We start from the raw sequence: 19,592 nt of genomic DNA on the forward strand, positions 1-19,592 counted from the left end.
CACCTCACTCAAAGCGGAGCCCATCATGGAAAAACGTGAAGAACTCTACCGCGGCAAAGCCAAGTCGGTGTACAAGACCGACGACGCCAACCGCCTGATCCTGCTGTTTCGCAACGACACCTCGGCGTTCGACGGCAAGCGCATCGAACAGCTCGATCGCAAGGGCATGGTGAACAACAAGTTCAACGCCTTCATCATGCAGAAGCTCGAAGCGGCCGGTATTCCGACCCAGTTCGACAAGCTGCTGAGCGATAACGAGTGTTTGGTCAAGAAACTGGACATGATCCCGGTCGAGTGCGTGGTGCGTAACTACGCCGCCGGCAGCCTGGTCAAGCGCCTGGGTGTGGAAGAGGGCATGAAGCTCAATCCGTACACCTTCGAGTTGTTCCTGAAGGACGATGCCAAAGGCGATCCCTTCATCAACGAATCCCACGTCGTGGCCTTCGGTTGGGGCACTGCTGAGCAACTGGCGCGCATGAAGGAGTTGTCCCTCAAGGTCAACGACGTGCTGAGCAAGCTGTTCGACGACGCTGGCCTGCTGCTGGTGGACTTCAAACTGGAATTCGGTGTGTTCCACGACGGTTCCATCGTCCTGGGCGACGAATTCAGCCCGGACGGCTGCCGCCTGTGGGACAAGGCCACTAAGAAGAAGATGGACAAAGACCGCTTCCGCCAGGGCCTCGGTGACGTGATCGAAGCCTACGAAGAAGTCGCCAACCGTCTTGGCGTACCGCTGTAATCGACGCAAGCATCTGATAGCACGGAAAAAAATCTCGTAAGAGCTTTGCTTCCATGAAACAGGCTGTTATGATGCGCGCCGTTGGAGAGATGCCAGAGTGGCCGAATGGGACGGATTCGAAATCCGTTGTACCTTCACCGGTACCTAGGGTTCGAATCCCTATCTCTCCGCCATTATTGAATAACCAAAAGCGCCTGAAAGGTTTAATCCTTTCAGGGGCTTTTGCGTTTCCGATGGCTTCATTTTAGAGGTGGGTTTTATCCAGTGCGAGCACCAGCGTCCTTCACTTAAACACTAGCCCCTCACTCCCCAAAGCCTGCGCCATTTGCGCAAACTGCGGCAGCCGCGCGACATATTCCGTTTCGAACGCCAAATACCTATCCTGCGCCGCCACGTAACGAATCTGCGGTTTAACCCGTGGGATGTCCTTGGAGGACAGTTTCAATACATCGTTGCTGCACTGGTTCCACAACCACGCCAAGGTGTGGGTGCCGAAGGTTTGCGTGTGATAACTCCAGACCCACCAATCACCGTGGCCACGGGCAACGTCCAACCGGCCGTGAAAGGTGCGCAGGGTGATGACTTGCTTGGGCTGAGTGACCAGCAGGCGCGTGTCCTGGCGCACTTCGCTGCCGAAGCCGTCCAGTACCGCCTGGGTGCTGGTGCCGGTGACGAAGTTAAAGCGCCATGCTAGCAGCACGCTTTCCTGGTAGCCGGGGTGTTCGGGGTTGGGGCGCGCGCCTTCGCTGAATAACAGCACCTCATCGCCTCCCAGGTAAGCGGTGGCTGCGCGCAATTGATAGGCTTCAGCCGGCATCGGTTTGGCGGCAATGGTGACCGGTTGTGTAAGGTATTGACTCCAAATCCAGCAGCACGGGCCGTTGTGCTGCATAAACAGCAAACGGTTGGGGCCGATGGGCAGGAGGGTCAGTTCATCGGGGTGTTCGAAAATGATCTCGCTGGTCTGCGCGGTGATGCGCCAGATCCGCGTCAATGCCTCGGGTTCGTAGAGGCGTTGACGCTCGAAGACTTGATCCTCGACCACCACGCAGGGATCTTCAAACGCCGGCCATTGCGTCTCGACGGGGCCGAAAACCTCAACGCTGTTGCCCTTGCGGATCTCGTACTGATAGCGATCATCCGAACGGTACGCGCCGCGCGTTACCTGACGTTTCCACAGGCTGCGTTGAACGTTGGCATCGATCAGTTGCAGATCGGCGCCGTCCACGCCGTCTTTGCGGAGTTCGAGCATGTCCTGCTCGGTAGGCGGCCAGGTGTTGTAATCGATCAGGAAGCATAACCAGCTATCGTCCTCCTGCTCAGTGATCGCGGCCCAGCCGTTGCGATAGTTGCCTTCGTGCACATACGTTGGGCCTGGGTATTCATGTACGTCCTGCAGCCACTGGAGCTTGCTGCGTTTGGGCTTGGCTGCGGGCGGTGTTTGCGCTTGGATGAGTGTCGGCTTGAAATGCAGGGCTGTCTTCTGTCCGCACCAATGTTGGGTAAACCGCTCGCGCTGATCGGCGGGGACAATCACCGGGCGGTAATCGTCGCCCCCCGCGTCAAGGTTCCACAGGTCGAAGCCTTCGCGCGCCAGTGCAGTGGCCAGCGCTTCGAAGCACACCTCGGGCATTTCATTGCAGAGTTCATCCAGCAGCGTTTCGAAGGCCGCACCGGAAAACACGCTGATGTGGGGGTAGACAGGTGGCAGCAGCGACAGCCATTCGCCGCCGGGGGTTTTCCAATCGATATGCACTAACGGGTTAAAACCAGCAGTCATCACATCAGCCTCCCCCTGGAATTTTGTACCTGTGCATCATAGAGCAAGAATGCAAGGCCACGCGGCCGAGGCTCAATACAGCCGCTCGCGCAACAGGGTGTTCGGGGTTGTGCTTCTGACCGGTTTGAGCACGGTGGTGCTGGCCTGGTTGTTGACGTGCAGTATGTTCGGTCCGCTGGGCCAGTCGATGCGCGCCGCGCAAGCGTCGCTCGGGGCGATCTGACCCAGACCGTGCAGGTCAGTGGCGACGATGAAGTGACCCGCTGGTTCGTGGGGCGTTTTTGCGCTAGTTCACGGTGACGTCCTTCACTATCTCGATATTGATCGCCTGCCACTCACCGCCCGGACCTCTGACCCGTTCGTAGGTCACGACCTGCCCAGGACGCAGTACCGGCTCACCGTCATAGCTGAAGAAAACCTCTTGCTCGCCGTAGGGTATCGTCTCGTTGCTGGTGGGAATTGCAGTCTGTGGAGTTTCAATGGGCATGGCCGTTCTCCTTTTTCAGTGCAATACGTGGCCGGTTGTGGCCGGTAAGCGTGTGGGGGTTATTTTTCGACTTGGACTTTGTCCGCCTGCATGCCTTTCTGTCCCTGCACAGCCTCGAAAGTGACCTTTTCCCCTTCGGTCAGCGTTTTGAAGCCGGTGCCCATAATCGCTCTGAAATGCACGAACAGGTCAGGCCCACTCTCGGGGCTAATAAAGCCGAAGCCCTTGGCTTCGTTGAACCATTTCACTGTGCCGTTTTGTCTGTCGCTCATTGCTCATATCCTCGAAGCCTTGGTGTCTACCGTCAGTCGAGTCGACCTGACGACGGTATCCATAATCAAAGTTCCGATGAGTCTGGGCGTCAACGCGCCACAAGACCGGCGGTACTGTCATTCTTGACAGGTTCACCGCCCTTGGAAATACGCCAGACTACGCAGTTATTGTCTGAAAAATCAGGTTGAGGACCCAGGTTTGGACGGTTCCAGCCCCTGGCGGATTTTTTCCAGCAATTGATCGATATGAAATGGCTTGGTGATCAGGTCCATGCGTTCGCCGAGAAAATCCTGTCGGTTTGCCGCGTTTTCGGCGTAACCGGTCATAAATAGGATCGGTAGCTCCTCGCGCATGCCCCGTGCGTGGTCCGCCAGCTCGCGACCGGTCATGTAGGGCAGACCGAAATCGGTAAGCAGCAGGTTGATTGTTGGATCGGCCCGCAGCATGACAATGGCCTCGTCGCCGTCCGCTGCCAGGCTGCAGCGGTAGCCCGCATCCATCAGGACTTCGGCCACGAAACCGCGCACAGACGGCATGTCTTCGACCACTAGGATATGTTCGCCGTGACCCATGCCTGGCAATGCTTCTACCTTGATGGCCTGGGCCGCAGGACCGTCGGCAGCGGGCAGCATGATGGTCACTTCGGTGCCCTGGCGGGTCACGCTGCGGATCTGTGCGTCGCCGCCGGACTGGCGCGCGAAACCGTAGATGGTCGAAAGACCCAAGCCGGTACCCTGGCCCACCGGTTTGGTGGTGAAGAACGGGTCGAACACCTTGTCGATGACGCTGGGTTCGATGCCCACACCGTTGTCGCGTACCGACAGGGCAATGTACGGGCCGTTTTCCAGCTTGGGGTTACCGGTGGAATACGCCGGGTAGGTGGTGACCCAGATGATCCCGCCTTGTGGCAGGGCATCCCGGGCGTTGATCACCAGGTTGAGCACAGCGCTTTCCAGTTGAATCGGGTCCACCATCGCCACAGCCGGGTTGTTGGTCAGCTCCAGATTCAGCGCGATGTGCTCGCCGATGGTGCGCATCAGCAACTCTTCCAGGGAACGGATATGCGCGTTGATATCGGTAGGGCGCGTATCCAGAGGCTGCTGGCGCGCGAATGCGAGCAGGCGGTTGGTCAGGCCGGCGGCGCTCAGGGCGGAGTTCAGCGCGGCGTCGGCATAGCCCAGTACTTTTTCGGTGCGCTGGCTCTGGATGCGTTTTTTGATCAGTTCCAGGCTGGTGATGATGCCGGTCAGCAGGTTGTTGAAGTCGTGGGCGATACCGCCAGTGAGCTTGCCCAACGCATCCATCTTCTGCGCCTGCAGCAATTGGGCTTCGGTGCGCGCCAGTTGGCTCGCAGCGTTGGCCAATTCGGCCTGTTGATGCCGCTCGCGATGGCGATGCTCGGTCACGTCTTCAACAAACACCAGGCTCAGGCCGGCGCGGCGGTACGGTGAAATCTGCCACTCGGTCTCGCGCAACTGGTCGTCGACCTTCATCAGCAAGGTGCCTTTCCAGCGTTCACCAGCGGCCAGGCGCAGGCACAGCTCCTGGATCACGGCCAATTGATCGGCGGCGAAGCATTCCAGCAGAGCGTCCGGGTTGAGGTTGTCGTGAATCAGTTGAGCGAAGGCGTGGTTGCACTCGTGGACTTTGAGCTGCGCGTCCATCACTGCGATGGGCGCACTGATGTTGAAGAAAATCTCACGAAAGCGTGCCTCGCTCTCGCGCAAGGCGTACTCGGTGTCGCGGACCCGCAATAAGGTGCGCAGGGTGGCCAGCAGTACTTCAGGGTCCACCGGGTGGATCAGGTATGCGTCGGCGCCGGCGTCCAGGCCGGTGATGATATCGCCGGTCTCGATCGAGGCCGCCGACACATGCACCACCGGCAGCAACGCGGTGGCGGGGTCAGCGCGCAGGCCGCGCACGATATCGAAGCCACTCATGTCCGGCAGGTTGACGTCCAGGATCAGCGCATCGATGGTACGGCTGGCGATCAGGTCCAGGCCGTCCTGACCGGTGCCGGCCTCCAGCACTTGGTAGTGATGGTTCTCCAGGCGCCGGCGCAGGGCGTAACGCGTGGCGGCGTTGTCGTCGACGATCAGCAGTTGGATGTCACGTTTCATCGACGGTCTCGTTGGCGATGGAAAGGGGAATGACCACAAAGAACAACGAACCCACGCCGGGCGTGCTTTCTACCCCAACCCGGCCGCCCAGCAGCTCGGCGAAGCGCTTGCACAGCGACAGCCCCAGCCCGGTGCCCCGCAGGCGCTTTTGCAGCGGCGAGTCGATCTGCGAGAAATCCTCGAACAGGTTGCTGTGCAGTTCGATGGGGATGCCAAGGCCGGTGTCCTGCACCGCGAAGCGGATCTCCCGCTCGTTCTCCATGCGCGCCGACACCCGCACCTCGCCCTGCAGCGTGAACTTCAGCGCGTTGGAGATAAAGTTGCGCAGGATCTGCGCGAGCTTTTTGTCATCGGTATAAAGCTTGGGCAAGCCGGCGGGCTCTTCGAAGATCAGGTCCACCGACGACGCATCCACAATCGGTCGGAACATGCCGCGCAGGGCCGAGAACAGGTCGAACATATCGAACCAGGCCGGGGAGATGCTGATGCGCCCGGCCTCGATCTTGGCCAGGTCCAGCAGATCGTCGACCATCTCGCGCAGTTCTCGCGCCGAGCTGCGGATAAAGCCCACCTGGGTGTGTTGCTCGGGGCTGAGTGGGCCGTCGAGTTCATCGTCCAGCAGGCTGGTGATACTCAGGATCGAGCCCAATGGCGTGCGGAACTCGTGGCTCATATACGACAGGAAGCGGCTCTTGAGGTCCGAGGCCTGGCGCAGTTGATCGGCTTGGGTATCCAGCTCGGCATACAGCGCCAGCACGCCTTGGTTGGTCTCGTCCAATTCGGCGCGCAGCGCATCGGCCTCTTGACGCAAGCGCTGGACTTCTGCGGCGAGCGAGGCAGTGGTATCAGCCATCGATGGCCTCCAGGGCAATCACGAAAACGGTGACGTCATCCCGGCCGCGACAGAAGTCACGGTGCAGGATGGCGGCGATCAAAGCCGGGTGGCGGTGCGTCAGCCCGGGATAGTCGGCCAGGTTCCAGCGTGACTGCAGGCCGTCGCTGAACAGGATCAGCAACTGGCCGCTGACCTCAGCGTAGTCGAATGGCTGCGCCTTGCGAAACTGCACGCCGACGATGCCTGGATGAGACGCCAGACCGCGGGACTTGCCAGGGCCGATCAGGCTGGCGCCGATATTGCCCACGCCGGTAAAGCGCAGGCTGCCGGTCGCCGCGTTGTATTGCGCCACGGCCACGGCACCGCCACGGGTACCGCTCATGCCGGCGTGCATATCTGCCATCAGCAGCGTCGCTTCGTCAAAGGCGCCCCGTGCGAACACCTGTTCGCCGTCCCGCGCGGCGCGTTCGGCTTCGCTGCCATGGCCCAGCCCATCGGCCACCATCACACTGAAGCGGCCGGGTTCGATTGCCAGGTGCCAGGCATCGCCGCAGGCCGGGTCGTCATGCAGGGAGTGTTGGCTGACCCCGTAACGTATGTCCTTGGCCGTTGAGGCTCTCGGATACAGGCGCGCCAGCATCGCCGTACCGCGTGGGTCGGCGTACACATCGAACACTTGGGCCACCCGTGAAATGGCGCCCATGCCGATGCCCTGGGTGCCGCCGGTGGAAAACCCGTCCACCAGGCAGCTGTCCAGGTCAAAGCCCTGGCCGCGATCCACGGCGATCATCTCCACACCGCCGTTGCCGGTGGCGCGCAGGTGCAATTGGCCGTGGGCGGCATGCTTGAGGATATTGCTGCTCAGTTCGGTGGCCACCAGGGCCACGCGACCGGCGTCGGTTTCGTCGAAGCCCAAGTGTTCGGCGAGTTTCTGTGCGGTACGTCGGGCGTGACCAATCTGGCTCACATCCTCGATCAACAACACCTGCGTGAGGGCGCTGGGAATATTCAGGACCATCGAGTGATCGTCACGCGGGTGCCCTGGCCGGGTGCGGTATCCAGTTCGAATTCGTCCACCAGGCGCTTGGCGCCGGTCAGCCCCAGGCCGAGCCCGCCGCCGGAGGTCCAGCCGTCGGTCATCGCCAGTTTGATATCGGGAATGCCCGGGCCTTCGTCGCGAAACGTCAGACGAACGCCGGAGCGCAGGTCTTTCTCGACTATTTCCCAATCCATATACCCGCCGCCGCCGTAGACCACCGTGTTACGCGCCAGCTCACTGACGGCCGTGACCAATTTGGTCAGGTCGATCAGGCGCATGCCGCAATCCTGGGCCAGTTTGCGGACCAGTTGTCGAGCCAGCACAACGTCCTGTTCGATCAGCACGGGATGAGTGCCATTGCTGGCCAGGGTCATGAGTTTTCTACCCGCTCGCGCAACAGCTTCATGCCGCGTTCGACATTGAGTGCGGTGGCGACTCCAGGCAAGGTCATGCCCAGCTCCACCAGGGTAATGGCCACTGCCGGCTGCATACCCACCAGCACGGTCTGTGCATCCATGATCCGCGAGAGCCCGGAGATGGTGCCGATCATGCGGCCGATAAAGGAGTCGACCATGTCCAGCGCCGAGATATCGATCAATACCCCACGCGCCGAGGTGCGGTTGATGCGTTCGGACAGGTCGTCCTGCAGCGTCAACGCGAGCTGGTCGTGCATATCCACCTGGATGGTCACGAGCAGAAACTCGCCCATCTGCAAAATCGGGATGCGTTCCATGGTCAGACGGCCTTGGTCACGGTCACGCCCAGACGCTTGAGGGACAGGGCCAGGGCGTCGGCGAGATTGGCCTTGGTGACGACGCCTTGCAGGTCAAGGCCCAGGTGAACGATGGTCTGGGCGATCTGCGGGCGCACGCCGCTGATGATGCAATCGGCGCCCATCAGGCGAATGGCGGTCACGGTCTTGAGCAGGTGCTGGGCCACCAGGGTATCGACGGTTGGCACGCCGGTGATGTCGATGATCGCAATTTCCGCGCCGGTGTCGACGATGCGTTGCAGCAGCGATTCCATCACCACCTGGGTGCGCTGGGAATCCAGGGTGCCGATCATCGGCAGGGCCAGCACGCCGTCCCACAACTTGACCACCGGCGTGGACAGTTCCAGCAGTTCTTCCTGCTGGCGTTTGATCACCAGCTCGCGGGACTTCTGGAAGGTACGGATGGTGTGCATGCCCAAGGCGTCCAGCAGCTCGGAGATTTCCCATAGCTGTTCGGCCAGTTGCGCTGGCTGCTCGGCATATTCGCGTTGCAGCAGGGCGAAGAGCGGGCCTTTGAGGGCGAAGATGAAACTGGCGGTTTGTTGCGAGTCCTGGCCGACCAGTGCGCGGCTGTGGGACAGCTTTTCCAGGAGTACGCGGGTTTCGGCCCAGTTCTCCTGGTTAACGTTCTGCGAACCGCCTTGTTCCAGGGCTGCAATCAGTGTGTTCAGGAAGTCGTTGGCCTGTTGTTTCAGGTCGGCTTCCTTGACGTTGCGGGTGGCACCCGAGGCTTCGAGGCTTTCGATCCATGTGGTCAACAAGCTGAGTTTGTTGCTTTGCAGCGCCTGAACGGTAGTCGCGTGAAGTGTCGCCATGGGAAAGCTCCTGGATGCCTGTTATATGCTGCGCGCAATCTATACCAAAATGTGTGGTTTGAAACGGTTTACGCTAATTATTCCGGGGGATGTCTACAAAGTGCGTCGCGCCACGTTCATGGCCCTCGGGTACTATAGATCGCCCCCCCTAGTCGGCCAGTGTTTCCCGTGATTATCAATTTCGATCTCAATGACCTTCAGGCCTTTCGTGCCGTGGTGGACAAAGGCAGTTTCCGCGGCGCTGCCGAGGCGATCCGCATCTCGCAACCGGCCTTGAGCCGCCGCATCGAAAAGCTCGAATCGGCGCTGGACGTGAAGCTGTTCGAGCGCACTACCCGGCGCGTCAGTCTGACCATGGTGGGACGCGCTTTTCTCCCGCAGGTCGAACGCATGCTCGACGACCTGGACCTCGCCCTGATGGGTATCAGCAACGTGGCATCGACGCGCATGGGCAACGTCACCATCGCCTGCGTGCCTTCTACCGCGTACTACTTCATGCCTCACGTGATCTCCGAATTCCACAAGCTCTACCCGAAGATTCGTCTGCGGGTGCTCGACGCCAGTGCCGGCGAGGTGTGCAGTGCGGTGGAAAGCGGCGAGGCGGATTTCGGCGTGAGTTTCAGCGGCAGCCTGGCCGATGAGGTGGAGTTCGAACTGTTGTTGCAAGAGCGCTACGTGTTGGCGTGCCGGCGTGACCATCCGCTGGCCGGACGCGCCAGCGTGACGTGGGCCGAAGCCTATGAGCACGACTACATCAGCGTTGACAAGACCTCGGGCAATCGTTTTCTGCTCGACCAGGCCTTGCGTGGCGTGCGCGTTAAGAAGCTGAGTATTTGCGAGACCCACCACGTGACCACCATGATCGGGCTGGTAGAAGCGGGGCTGGGGGTGGCGATGGTGCCGTCGATTGCGATGCCAGCGTGCGAGCACCCGATTCTGGTGAGCGTGCCGCTGGTGGAGCCGCAGGTGATGCGCAATGTGGGCTTGATCAAGCGCCGCGGGCGGACTTTGCCGCCAGCGGCGCTGGAGTTGGAGCGCTTGGTGCGCGAGATGCCGTTTCGGTCAGTGTGACACTGAGTCCAGGCCGGTGGCCCGCACCGCCGGTTGCACCTCGGGAGAGGCAAGGAACTGCAGCAGCGCCTTGGCCTGCTCAGGGTGCTCGGCGTTCACCGGAATGCCCGCGGCGAAGCGCGTCACCGATTGCACGTCTTCAGGGATCTTGCCCACAAAGGTCACGCCCGGTACCGGCAACAGTTCCGCCACCTGCTGCAAGCCCACATCGTAATCACCCTTGGCTACCTGCTCGGCCACCGGCAGGCGTTCGATCATGGTGCCCTTGGCCGGCATACCGAGTTTCTTGAACAACTCTTTTTCCACATACACGCCGCTGGCACTGTCGAAATACGCCACGGACTTGGCGTTGCTGAGCACCGCCTTTAGCTCGGCGTCGGTGCCGATCGCCGGTTTTGGCTGCCCTTGCTTGACCACCAGGCCAATGCGCGAGTCGGCCAGTTCCACCCGTGAGGCGGGGTCCACCTTACCTTGCTTGATCAACTCATCCAGGGCATAGCCGACCATGATCACCACGTCGGCATGCTCGCCGCGGGCCAGGCGGTTGGGAATCGCTTCCGGCGCCTTGCCCATGGATGGGCCGAGAATAGTGTCGAGGGTGTCGCCGCTACGCTGGGCATATTGCGGGCCCAGCACTTTATAAGCTGCGGTGAAGCCGCCGGACGTCATCACCTTGAGCTGTTCGGCCTGGGCCGTTAGTGCCAGGGCGCCGAGGGCGAGGGCGGTCAGGGTTTTGAACATTGATTTCATCACACGGCCCCCTGCATCACTTGACCACGGGCGTTGGCGCGGCGGTACAGCGCCAGGGTCGAGCACAGTGCACACAGCGCGGCGAACATCATCCAATAGGCCGGCGAGGCTTTGTCTTCGGTGATGTGAATAAACCAGGTGGAAATAGCCGGGGTGAAGCCGCCGAAGATCGCGGTCGCCAGGCTGTAGGCCAGAGAGAAACCCGCCACGCGCACTTCCACCGGCATGATTTCGGTCAGCGCCGGGATCATGGCGCCGTTGTACATGCCGTACAGGAAGGAGAACCACAGCAGGGTTTCCAGCATATGCGCAAAGCTCGGCGCGTTGACCACGTAGGACAACGCCGGATAGGCCGTGAGCACGGTCAGCGCAGTCATGGCGATCAGCACCGGTTTACGACCGAAACGGTCACTGAGAGTGCCGCCGATGGGCAGCCAGACGAAGTTGGAAATGGCCACCAGCAAGGTCACCAGCAGTGCGTCGGAAGTGCTCAGTTGCAGCACGGTCTTGCCGAAGGTCGGCGCGTACACGGTGATCAGATAGAACGCGGTGGTGGTCATGGCCACCATCAGCATGCCGCCGATGACCACGGTCCAGTTCTTTACCAGGGTTGCCAGCACTTCGCGCATGGTCGGGCGATGCTTGCGGTTGGCGAATTCTTCGGTTTCCTGCAAGTTGCGACGCAGTACAAAGATAAACGGGATGATGACGCAACCCACCGCAAACGGAATGCGCCAGCCCCAGTCGGCCACCACCGACGGTTCCATCCACACGTTCAAGCCATAACCCAGCGCGGCGGCGACCACGATGGAGATCTGCTGGCTGCCCGATTGCCAGCTGGTATAGAAACCTTTGCGGCCCGGCGTGGCCATCTCGGCCAGGTACACCGACACACCGCCCAGTTCCGCGCCGGCCGAGAAGCCTTGCAGCAGGCGACCGAGCAGCACCAGCAGCGGCGCCCACAGGCCAATGCTGTGATAGCCCGGCACCAGCACGATCAACAGCGTACCGCTGGCCATGATCGATAGCGTCACGATCAGGCCTTTGCGGCGACCCACGTCATCGATATAGGCACCCAAAACGATTGCACCCAGAGGCCGCATCAGGAAGCCTGCGCCGAACACGGCGAAGGTCATCATTAATGACGCAAACTCATTAGCGGCGGGGAAGAACGCGGCAGCAATGTAAGTGGCATAGAAGCCGAACAGAAAGAAGTCGAACTGTTCGAGGAAGTTACCCGAAGTAACGCGCAATACCGCGCCCACTTTGGAGCGGGCAGAGTCAGGCCGGGTTGAGCTAGTCATGGTGTTGTGTCTCCAGCGTTCTTTTTAAAGTGCTTGTTTCGCTTAAGACTTGGGATAGTGGCTGACACATTTAGAAATGATAAGTGAAAATTTTGGATTTATTGATGCGTCATAGCTATCAATCAAGAAGGCGGCCAAACCCTTTGTCCTGTTCTATGCTTGTAGCTGTGTCCAATTCTTGGGAGGGGAGGTGACAATGGGCAATGAACCGAAGCACCACGATGAACCGGAGCAGGAGCAGCCCCGGCAGCGCCACGAGGAGGAAAAACCGCAGACCTGGAAACATCCCGACGATGGCACGGAGCTGTCCGAGCGAGATCAGGAAATACCGCTCAAACCCTGATGACCCGGCCTGACCAGCACCGGCGGGTACCGACCTGCCGGTGTGTTTGGCGGCAATGCGCATAGACGCCCGCCGCGGCGCTTTCTACACTGCGGCTCGTCTAGGGCAAAGGGCAGGCGCGATGAATCGCAATGAATTACGCAAGGCCGACATCAATCTGATGGTGGTTTTCGAAGCACTGATGCTTGAGCGCAACGTCACGCGCGTGGCGGAGAAGCTGTTTCTGGGCCAACCCACCATCAGTTCGGCGCTCAACCGTTTGCGTACGCTGTTTAACGACCCGTTGTTTATTCGCGTTGGCCATCGCATGGAGCCAACTGCGCGGGCCGAGGAAATCATTCAGCACCTGTCACCGGCCCTGGATTCATTGTCGTCGGCCTTGAGCCTGACCCACGATTTCGACCCGTCCATCAGCACCATGACGTTTCGCATCGGCCTGTCCGACGATGTGGAATTCGGCCTGTTGCCGCCGCTGCTGCGCGCCTTGCGCCAGGAAGCGCCGAAGGTGGTGTTTGTGGTGCAGCATGTCGACTACTGGCGCATTCCCGATCTGTTGGCATCCGGCGACATTACCGTCGGCATCACCCAGACCCGTGGCCTGCCGGCCAATGCCAAGCGCAAATTGTTGCGTCATATCCGTCCGCGCCTGTTGCGCGCCGACGCCTCGGACACGCCGCTGACCCTCGATGAATATTGCGCACGGCCTCATGTGCTGGTGTCCCACACCGCCAACGTGTCGGGGTTCGCCGATGAGTGGCTGGCGGAAATCGGCCGCAAGCGTCAGGTGGTGCTGTCGGTGCCGCAGTACAGCGCCTTGCCAGCGCTGCTGGCCGGCACTGACTTGATCGCCAGCCTGCCGGACTACGCCGCCGAGGCCATGGCCGTGTCAGGCAATCTGTTCTGCGAGCCATTCCCGTTCGAAACGCCGACCTTGGATCTGTCGATGGTCTGGCTCAGCCATGTGGACACCGACCCGGCCGAGCGTTGGGTGCGTTCGCGATTGGAAGCGTTTATGGGGGATCGCGGGCCGGTGAACCCAGCCTGATGGTTTTATCCGTGTTATATCTACGCGTCTTCCTACAAATAACTCGGAGCGATCAATGCCGCACCTGCACCTGGAATACACCGCGAACCTCACCGACCTGGCCGTCGAGAAAACCCTGTTGCGGCTCAATAACGTGCTGATGGCGTCCGGGCAGTTCGGCTCCGAGTTCGATATCAAAAGCCGCGCGTTCAAGGTCGAGAGTTTCCAGGTTGGCACCTCGCTGAGCCCGCGGGCTTTTATCGCGGTAAAACTGTCCTTGCTCAGCGGGCGCTCGCCTCAGGTTAAAAAGCAGTTGTCGGAGAGCCTGTTGGCGGCCTTGCAGGACGTGGGCGAGTGGCCAGCGGATATGCAGGTACAACTCAGCGTGCAGTTGGTCGATATGGATCGCGAGTCCTACAGCAAAGTCGCCATCGGCTGATCACTGCCCCTAAGGTACGCGGGCGTCAGAGCAAGCCTTGCTCGGCGCAGACCTTCACCAGTTGTTCCCGGAACCAGGCATTGGCGCGGTCTTGCCCGCTGCTTTCATGCCACTGCATATCCAAAGTGAACCCCGGCAAGCCGTTGGGGGCTTCGCAGTGGCCGAAGGTGGTGGCCGGTGCCAGCAGTTTTTGCACGCGGCGGGGCAGGGTGACGACGTAGTCGGTGCCGCTGATCATCTTCAAGGCCGCGCTGTAGCTGTTGGCCCGCGCCACCACCTGGCGTTTGTGCGCCTGGCGCCCGAGCCAGCCGTCGATCATGTTGGTGTCGGATGTCCAGGGTGTCGGAAAAACATGGCGGCGTTCGACGAAGGATTGCAGGCTGAACGCCGGTTCCCGTGGCGCGGCGCGTTTGTCGAACACACAGACCAGGTCATCCTCCAGCAGCATTTGGGTCTTGAAGTCTTTATGGGCGCGGTGGAAATGCGGGCCGAAACAGATCACCAGGTCCAAGCGGCCTTCGCGCAGGTCGTCGGCGGGGATATCGGTCTCCAGCTTGCGCACATTAACGATCACCGGCAGGTCGGCGCGATCGAATTGCTTGAGCAGGCGCGGCAGGATCAGCTGTTCGAAGTATTCCGGGGCGCACACATTGAAGGTCACCGCCTGCTGCTTGGGGTCGAAAGCCTGGCCACCGGCGTGGCACAGGTTGATGCTTTCGAGGATCTTCTGCACATGCTCGTACATGGTGGTGGCCTTGTACGTCGGCCGCATGCCCGCACGGGTGTTGATAAACAGCTCGTCCTCGAAACTGGTGCGCAGTTTCTTGAGGCTGTAGCTCACCGTGGACTGGCTGACAAACAGCGTTTCTGACACCTCGGTAACGCTGCTCTGGTCATAGACGGCGATAAACACCATCAAGTCCTGCATATCGAGTTTTCTGAGCAAGTTACTGTTTAACATCGGTTTCGTCCGTAAATCCCATGTACCGAATTCAGTACAAGACAGCGCAAAAGATTAACGGAACGGTCGTACCAATAGAAAGCTCTGTAGGGTGTTTCTATGTTTGTGGTGGGACATAAACTGTTGGCAATACGACCTCAGCGGAAATGGCGTGCGTAATACTTCGGGTCGAAGCGCGTGACCATCAGCAGCATCACCACGATCACTCCGGTCAGTGCCCACCAAGCCCATTCGAAGCTGCCCAATCGGTCGCGAATCACCCCGGCGATTAGCGGCGACACACCGGCGATCAGGTAGCCGATGCCCTGCACAAAGGCGGTGAGGCCGCCGGCGCGGCGCGGGTTGTCCAGGTGATCGAGGGACAGGATCAGGCTCATCGGGAACAACCCGCCGATGCCCAGGCCGAGCAGGCATGGCCACAGCAGGCTCACGTGTTGCGGTGCCAGAATCAGGCCGCAGAAACCGAGGATGATCAGCACCAGCAACGTCGCCACCACGCTGCGTTTATCCTGGCGACGGTTGGCAATGGCCGGCGTGATCAGCCCCGACACCACTTCCATTGCCGTGAGAAAGCCCAGCACCAGGCCGGCGTTCTGTTCGCTCCAGCCTTGTTCCACGTAGTACGGCGCCAGCCAGGCGAGTACACAGGTGTAGGACGCGGTTCCGAGGCCGAAAAAGATCGCCAGCAACCAGGCGCGTGCGTTGCCGAAAAAGCGTTCCTGCGTGTCGGAACCGGTCTGGGGCACTGGCGGCAGCGTCGAGCGCTGGGCGTACCAGAACACCAGCGCCAACACGGCAAGCATCGCCCAGATGGCCAGGCCGATGCGCCAACTGCCGGTCTGCACCTGCACGAACGGCGCGAATGAAGCGGCCAGCGCGGCGCCGCCCATGATCGCCGTGACGTACAGCCCCATGAACAGCGAGACGTTCTGGTTGAAGCGGGTCTTGATCAGCGCCGGCATCACCGCCTGGATCAGCGCAATCCCCACCCCGGCGGCGATGGCGCTGACGATCAGCTCCAGCGCCGAGTCCAGCCACAACCGCGACAACGTCGCTACGCCGATCACCCCCAGGGACAACACGATGCTGCGGTGCTCACCCACCCGCTTGGCCAGGCCCATGCCGAAAAACATCGCCAGCCCCATGGCCATCACCGGCAGCATGGTCAACAACGCCGCGCTGCTGAAACTCAATGGCACATCGCCGCGAATCGACGACAACAACGGCCCGACCGCCGCCATCGAAGGGCGCAGGTTAAGGGCGACCAGCACAACACTAAGCATCAGCCAGACGGCGGTAGTGGGTTTTGCGTGAACGTTTTCCATGGGCAAGCCTTGAGTGAACAAGCGCAGATCAGGCCATGGCGGATGCCGGCGGAGCAAATGAGAAAGTCGCAAAGGCTATTGAAAAATTGCGCTGGGGTTAATGGGCTTGGTCCTTTGCTTGCCCCCTCGGCTCACATCGCCTTCATCCACAGCCCCTGATCGATTTCAATCAACGTTGGCCCTTGCCGTTGCACGGCGCTGTGCAAGGCATTGCTTAGCTGCTCAACGTCGTGTGCGCTGTCAGTGGCACTGCCAAGGGCCTTGGCCACGCCGATAAAGTCCGGGGTGTAGATATCCACGCCCACCGGTTCGATGGCGCGGTTGAGCATGTAGCGCTTGATCTCTTCATAGCCCTGGTTGTTCCACAGCAGCACGATGATCGGCGTGCGGGCTTCCACGGCACTGGCCAGTTCCGGAAGGGTGAATTGCAGACCGCCGTCGCCGATCAGGCACACCACCGGCCGGCCATCGCCGCGTCCGAGCCAGGCGCCGATGGCGGCGGGCAGGGCATAGCCCAGGGTGCCGTAACCGGTGGAGGCGTTGAACCAGCGACGCGGATGGTCGAGGTTCAGGGTCAGGTTGCCGCTGTACACCGGTTGGGTGGAATCGCCTACCAGCACGGCATCGGGCAAGGTCGCCAATACCGTGTTGAGGAACAGGGTCTGCGCGCGGGTGGCGGCGTCCCAGGTCGGCGCCAAGTCCGCCCACAACCGTGCGACGCGGTGCTGCCCCCAGTGTGGATCGCGCGCAGGCAGCGGCGTGTGGTTCAGTTCGGCCAGCAAGGCCTCGGCGGCGATCCGCGCATCGGCCACCAACGCCACGGCGGGCCGATAGTTGCGCACGGTCTGGTCCGGGTCGATATCGATGCGCAGCAAGGTGCCAGGAATCTCGAAGCCGCCGGCGAAGGTCGTGTCGTAGTCGGTTTCCGCCAGCTCGGTGCCGATGGCCAGCACTACGTCGGCTTCGGCCACCAGGGCGCGGGTGGCGGGCAAGGTTTGGGTCGAGCCGATTAGCAGCGGGTGCGCGGCGGGCAGCAGGCCCTTTGCGTTGATGGTCAGCGCGACCGGCGCGCCGAGGGTGTCGGCCAGTGTGGTCAGTGCCGCGGCGGCTTCAATGGCACCGCCGCCGGCCAGGATCAACGGACGCTTGGCTGTGGCGAGCAAGCGACCCATCTGCACGACGGACGCCGGTGCGGCACCGGCGCGGGCCACGCTGACGGGCGCGCAGTCCAGCAGCGCATCGGCGTTTTCCACCAGTACATCCAGGGGGATTTCAATATGCACTGGTCGCGGCCGCCCGGCCTGGAACAACGCAAACGCCCGCGCCAGCACACTTGGCAGTTCCGCCGCCGACATCACGGTGTGGGAGAACGCCGCCACCCCAGCCACCAGCGCACTCTGGTTCGGCAACTCATGCAACTTACCGCGCCCGCCGCCCAACTGACTGCGCGACTGCACGCTGGAAATCACCAGCATCGGGATCGAGTCGGCATAGGCTTGGCCCATGGCCGTGGTGATATTGGTCATGCCAGGGCCGGTGATGATGAAACACACGCCGGGCTTACCACGGGTGCGCGCGTAACCGTCGGCCATAAAACCGGCACCCTGTTCGTGGCGCGGGGTGATATGGCGGATGCCGGAGCGGGCCAGGCCGCGATACAGCTCCACGGTGTGCACGCCGGGGATGCCGAACACATGGTCCACACCATAGCCTTCCAAAAGGTTGACCAACACTTCGCCGCAGGTCGCCATACAGGTCGCTCTTATGAATGAGAGAAGGCGGTATTGGAACGGTTGGCCCATGGCGCCCACAATCGATAAAACGTCATACTTGCCATGTCCCCACGTCATGGCTCATCGCATGAAACGCCTTCCGCCGCTGCCTGCGCTGCACACCTTTTGGGTCACGGCCCACTGCTGCAACTTCACCCGCGCCGCCGAACATCTGCATATCACCCAGGGCGCGGTGAGCCGGCAGATCGCCGGGCTGGAGCGCCACTTGGGCTACCCATTGTTTCTGCGCCAGGCGCGAGGCTTGAGCCTCACGGAACAGGGCCGCGCGTGGCAGCACTGCGCGCAGCAGGTGTTTGGCCTGATCGGCGACGCGGTGGAGCACATCGGTCGGCGCCAGCAAACCCTGCAACTCAAGGCCTCCACCTGTGTGATGCGCTGGCTGCTGCCGCGCCTGATGCAATGGCAACGGGAACGCCCGGATGTGCCGGTAGAACTCACTACCACGGTGGCCAACACCGTGGACTTTCGTCGCGAGCCTTTCGATGCAGCAGTGATTTACGCGCCCATCGCCGAGCAGCCCGCCGAGGCCCGGCATTTATTCGATGAACGACTCACCCCGGTCTGCGCCCCGGCCTTGCTCGCGACGCTGCGCACACCGGCGGATCTGCAACACCAGGTGCTGCTACATCCCACGCGAGACGAGCGGGATTGGACGCTCTGGCTGAAGGCGGCGGATGTGCGCTTGAGCAGGGTCAGCCAAGGTCATCATTTCGAAACCCTGGACCTGGCGATGACGGTGGCGTCCCAAGGCTCTGGCGTGGCGATCGGTGACTGCGCGCTGATTGGCGAGGATGTGAAGGCAGGGCGGCTGGCCATGCCATTTGAACGGCGGGTGCCGACGGGGATGGGATATTACCTGGTGTCTGCGCCGGGTACGCAGCCACTGCCGGAGCTTGAGGCATTGATGAATTGGCTGCAGAGCCAGGCCCACTCTTCAGATCAGGGGTGGGGCAGCGGTACTTGAACTGACCGATCGATCGCCATCGGGGGCAAGCCCCCTCCCACAGTTTTGATCTGGTTTCCTCAGTCCATGTGGGAGGGGGCTTGCCCCCGATAGCGATGGATCAGTCACTCCATCAATCAGTAACCGACCGTAAAACGCTGGCGCGGGTGCTGATGCTTTTCCACTTCATCGATCATCGCGATAGCGTAGTCGGCAAAGCTGATCCAGCTGCGGCCTTCGGCGCTTACCAGCAAATGGTCCTGACCCAGGCGGAACGTGCCGGTGCGCTCGGTCTCGACAAATTCCGCCGACGGCGACAGGAAGGTCCAGTCCAGTTCCCGTTCCTGGCGCAGGGCCTCCAGGAACTCGGCGCCGGCGCTGGCTTCGGCTTTGTATTCGGCCGGGAAGCCCTGGCTGTCGATCACGCGGCTACCGTCCGGCAACAACAGTGAGCCCGCGCCGCCCACCACCAAAAGGCGTTTGACCCCGGCTTTTTTCACCGGACCGAGCACCGCCGCAGCGGGCAAGGTGGCGAAGTGCGCCGCGCTGATCACCACGTCGCAGCCGCTGACGGCCTGTTGCAGGGCCTCGGCATTCAGGGCGTCGACCTGCTTGACGCTGACGCCGTCGCGCGCCGGCAAGGCGTCTGTATTGCGTGCGATGGCGACCACGCTATGGCCGCGACGCAGGGCTTCTTCCAGCAGTTGGCTACCGGCACGACCGGTGGCGCCAATGATTGCGATCTTGCTCATGATGTTCTCCAAGTAAAGGTCAGGATC

At 61.3% G+C, this 19,592-nt stretch carries 22 protein-coding genes and 1 tRNA gene; 8 read left to right on the forward strand and 15 right to left on the reverse strand.

What is annotated here, in order from left to right; genetic code table 11:
- The first annotated feature begins 25 nt into the window (after nt 1–25).
- Together purC and YA0848_RS03045 are read left to right on the forward strand one after the other, a co-directional pair.
- On the forward strand, nt 26–739 hold the full coding sequence (gene purC / locus YA0848_RS03040) for a phosphoribosylaminoimidazolesuccinocarboxamide synthase (RefSeq protein ID WP_034096403.1): 714 nt from the start codon (nt 26–28) through the stop codon (nt 737–739).
- An 83-nt stretch (nt 740–822) separates the two neighbouring features.
- Nucleotides 823–912: transfer RNA gene (locus YA0848_RS03045), tRNA-Ser, on the forward strand.
- Between the two features lie 110 nt (nt 913–1,022).
- On the opposite strand, the gene YA0848_RS03050 is transcribed toward YA0848_RS03045, so the two are convergent.
- Nucleotides 1,023–2,519, reverse strand: coding sequence for a hypothetical protein (locus YA0848_RS03050; protein WP_169903302.1), 1,497 nt, complete (start codon nt 2,517–2,519; stop codon nt 1,023–1,025).
- A 49-nt stretch (nt 2,520–2,568) separates the two neighbouring features.
- Here YA0848_RS03050 and YA0848_RS03055 point away from each other — a divergent pair, with 49 nt between their 5' ends.
- Nucleotides 2,569–2,742, forward strand: coding sequence for a hypothetical protein (locus tag YA0848_RS03055; protein WP_169903301.1), 174 nt, complete (start codon nt 2,569–2,571; stop codon nt 2,740–2,742).
- 63 nt (nt 2,743–2,805) lie between these two features.
- Here YA0848_RS03055 and YA0848_RS03060 read toward each other — a convergent pair whose 3' ends face one another.
- The 8 genes from YA0848_RS03060 to YA0848_RS03095 all read right to left on the reverse strand — a co-directional run bounded on the left by YA0848_RS03060 (nt 2,806) and on the right by YA0848_RS03095 (nt 8,860).
- Complete coding sequence (locus tag YA0848_RS03060) at nt 2,806–3,006, reverse strand: cold-shock protein (RefSeq protein WP_169867474.1); 201 nt, start codon at nt 3,004–3,006, stop codon at nt 2,806–2,808.
- 59 nt (nt 3,007–3,065) lie between these two features.
- Nucleotides 3,066–3,278 (reverse strand): cold-shock protein, encoded by a 213-nt coding sequence (locus YA0848_RS03065; RefSeq protein WP_169867475.1) that lies wholly within the window; start codon nt 3,276–3,278, stop codon nt 3,066–3,068.
- A gap of 180 nt (nt 3,279–3,458) precedes the next feature.
- Nucleotides 3,459–5,399, reverse strand: a complete 1,941-nt coding sequence (locus tag YA0848_RS03070; RefSeq protein WP_040267596.1) for a response regulator — start codon at nt 5,397–5,399, stop codon at nt 3,459–3,461.
- Nucleotides 5,389–6,252, reverse strand: a complete 864-nt coding sequence (locus YA0848_RS03075) for a sensor histidine kinase (protein WP_034096414.1) — start codon at nt 6,250–6,252, stop codon at nt 5,389–5,391. Before YA0848_RS03075 ends, YA0848_RS03070 begins: the two co-directional genes overlap by 11 nt.
- Nucleotides 6,245–7,252 carry an ATP-binding protein gene (locus tag YA0848_RS03080; protein WP_082136187.1) on the reverse strand — a complete coding sequence of 336 codons (1,008 nt, stop codon included), beginning with the start codon at nt 7,250–7,252 and terminating at the stop codon, nt 6,245–6,247. Before YA0848_RS03080 ends, YA0848_RS03075 begins: the two co-directional genes overlap by 8 nt.
- Nucleotides 7,243–7,647, reverse strand: coding sequence for an anti-sigma regulatory factor (locus tag YA0848_RS03085; RefSeq protein ID WP_034096415.1), 405 nt, complete (start codon nt 7,645–7,647; stop codon nt 7,243–7,245). The genes YA0848_RS03080 and YA0848_RS03085 overlap by 10 nt, the downstream gene beginning before the upstream one ends.
- Nucleotides 7,644–8,006 (reverse strand): STAS domain-containing protein, encoded by a 363-nt coding sequence (locus YA0848_RS03090; RefSeq protein ID WP_034096416.1) that lies wholly within the window; start codon nt 8,004–8,006, stop codon nt 7,644–7,646. The genes YA0848_RS03085 and YA0848_RS03090 overlap by 4 nt, the downstream gene beginning before the upstream one ends.
- Nucleotides 8,007–8,008: 2 nt before the next feature.
- Nucleotides 8,009–8,860, reverse strand: coding sequence for an STAS domain-containing protein (locus YA0848_RS03095; RefSeq protein WP_034096417.1), 852 nt, complete (start codon nt 8,858–8,860; stop codon nt 8,009–8,011).
- A gap of 168 nt (nt 8,861–9,028) precedes the next feature.
- On the opposite strand from YA0848_RS03095, the gene YA0848_RS03100 reads away from it, so the two are divergent.
- On the forward strand, nt 9,029–9,931 hold the full coding sequence (locus YA0848_RS03100) for a LysR family transcriptional regulator (RefSeq protein ID WP_034096418.1): 903 nt from the start codon (nt 9,029–9,031) through the stop codon (nt 9,929–9,931).
- Here YA0848_RS03100 and YA0848_RS03105 read toward each other — a convergent pair.
- Both YA0848_RS03105 and YA0848_RS03110 read right to left on the reverse strand, forming a co-directional pair.
- Nucleotides 9,923–10,681, reverse strand: coding sequence for a substrate-binding domain-containing protein (locus YA0848_RS03105; protein ID WP_184316067.1), 759 nt, complete (start codon nt 10,679–10,681; stop codon nt 9,923–9,925). The genes YA0848_RS03100 and YA0848_RS03105 overlap by 9 nt on opposite strands.
- The gene (locus YA0848_RS03110) at nt 10,681–11,985 is read right to left on the reverse strand and encodes an MFS transporter (RefSeq protein WP_034096420.1); all 1,305 of its coding nucleotides are present in this window, start codon (nt 11,983–11,985) and stop codon (nt 10,681–10,683) included. Before YA0848_RS03110 ends, YA0848_RS03105 begins: the two co-directional genes overlap by 1 nt.
- 196 nt (nt 11,986–12,181) lie before the next feature.
- On the opposite strand from YA0848_RS03110, the gene YA0848_RS03115 reads away from it, so the two are divergent.
- The 3 genes from YA0848_RS03115 (at nt 12,182) to YA0848_RS03125 (ending at nt 13,791) form a co-directional block, all read left to right on the forward strand.
- A complete protein-coding gene (locus YA0848_RS03115) occupies nt 12,182–12,328 on the forward strand; it encodes a hypothetical protein (RefSeq protein ID WP_169867479.1) in 147 nt (48 codons plus the stop codon).
- Nucleotides 12,329–12,449: 121 nt separating this feature from the next.
- Nucleotides 12,450–13,373 (forward strand): LysR substrate-binding domain-containing protein, encoded by a 924-nt coding sequence (locus YA0848_RS03120; RefSeq protein WP_034096422.1) that lies wholly within the window; start codon nt 12,450–12,452, stop codon nt 13,371–13,373.
- A gap of 55 nt (nt 13,374–13,428) precedes the next feature.
- A complete protein-coding gene (locus YA0848_RS03125) occupies nt 13,429–13,791 on the forward strand; it encodes a 5-carboxymethyl-2-hydroxymuconate Delta-isomerase (RefSeq protein ID WP_123480471.1) in 363 nt (120 codons plus the stop codon).
- 25 nt (nt 13,792–13,816) lie between these two features.
- Here YA0848_RS03125 and YA0848_RS03130 read toward each other — a convergent pair whose 3' ends face one another.
- From YA0848_RS03130 to YA0848_RS03140, 3 genes are all read right to left on the reverse strand, one after another.
- Nucleotides 13,817–14,752: a LysR family transcriptional regulator gene (locus YA0848_RS03130; RefSeq protein WP_034096424.1), complete on the reverse strand. Its 936-nt coding sequence runs from the start codon at nt 14,750–14,752 to the stop codon at nt 13,817–13,819.
- Between the two features lie 137 nt (nt 14,753–14,889).
- The gene (locus YA0848_RS03135; protein ID WP_169903300.1) at nt 14,890–16,077 is read right to left on the reverse strand and encodes a cyanate transporter; all 1,188 of its coding nucleotides are present in this window, start codon (nt 16,075–16,077) and stop codon (nt 14,890–14,892) included.
- Between the two features lie 131 nt (nt 16,078–16,208).
- Nucleotides 16,209–17,828 carry a 5-guanidino-2-oxopentanoate decarboxylase gene (locus tag YA0848_RS03140; protein ID WP_169903299.1) on the reverse strand — a complete coding sequence of 540 codons (1,620 nt, stop codon included), beginning with the start codon at nt 17,826–17,828 and terminating at the stop codon, nt 16,209–16,211.
- A 109-nt stretch (nt 17,829–17,937) separates the two neighbouring features.
- On the opposite strand from YA0848_RS03140, the gene YA0848_RS03145 reads away from it, so the two are divergent.
- Nucleotides 17,938–18,834 (forward strand): LysR substrate-binding domain-containing protein, encoded by an 897-nt coding sequence (locus YA0848_RS03145; RefSeq protein ID WP_123480467.1) that lies wholly within the window; start codon nt 17,938–17,940, stop codon nt 18,832–18,834.
- A 116-nt stretch (nt 18,835–18,950) separates the two neighbouring features.
- Here the strand turns inward: YA0848_RS03145 and YA0848_RS03150 are convergent, their stop codons facing one another.
- The gene (locus YA0848_RS03150; protein WP_034112413.1) at nt 18,951–19,565 is read right to left on the reverse strand and encodes an NAD(P)-dependent oxidoreductase; all 615 of its coding nucleotides are present in this window, start codon (nt 19,563–19,565) and stop codon (nt 18,951–18,953) included.
- Nucleotides 19,566–19,592 lie beyond the last annotated feature (27 nt).

This window comes from Pseudomonas sp. S4_EA_1b (assembly GCF_016307435.1).
Taxonomy (GTDB): domain Bacteria; phylum Pseudomonadota; class Gammaproteobacteria; order Pseudomonadales; family Pseudomonadaceae; genus Aquipseudomonas; species Aquipseudomonas rhodesiae.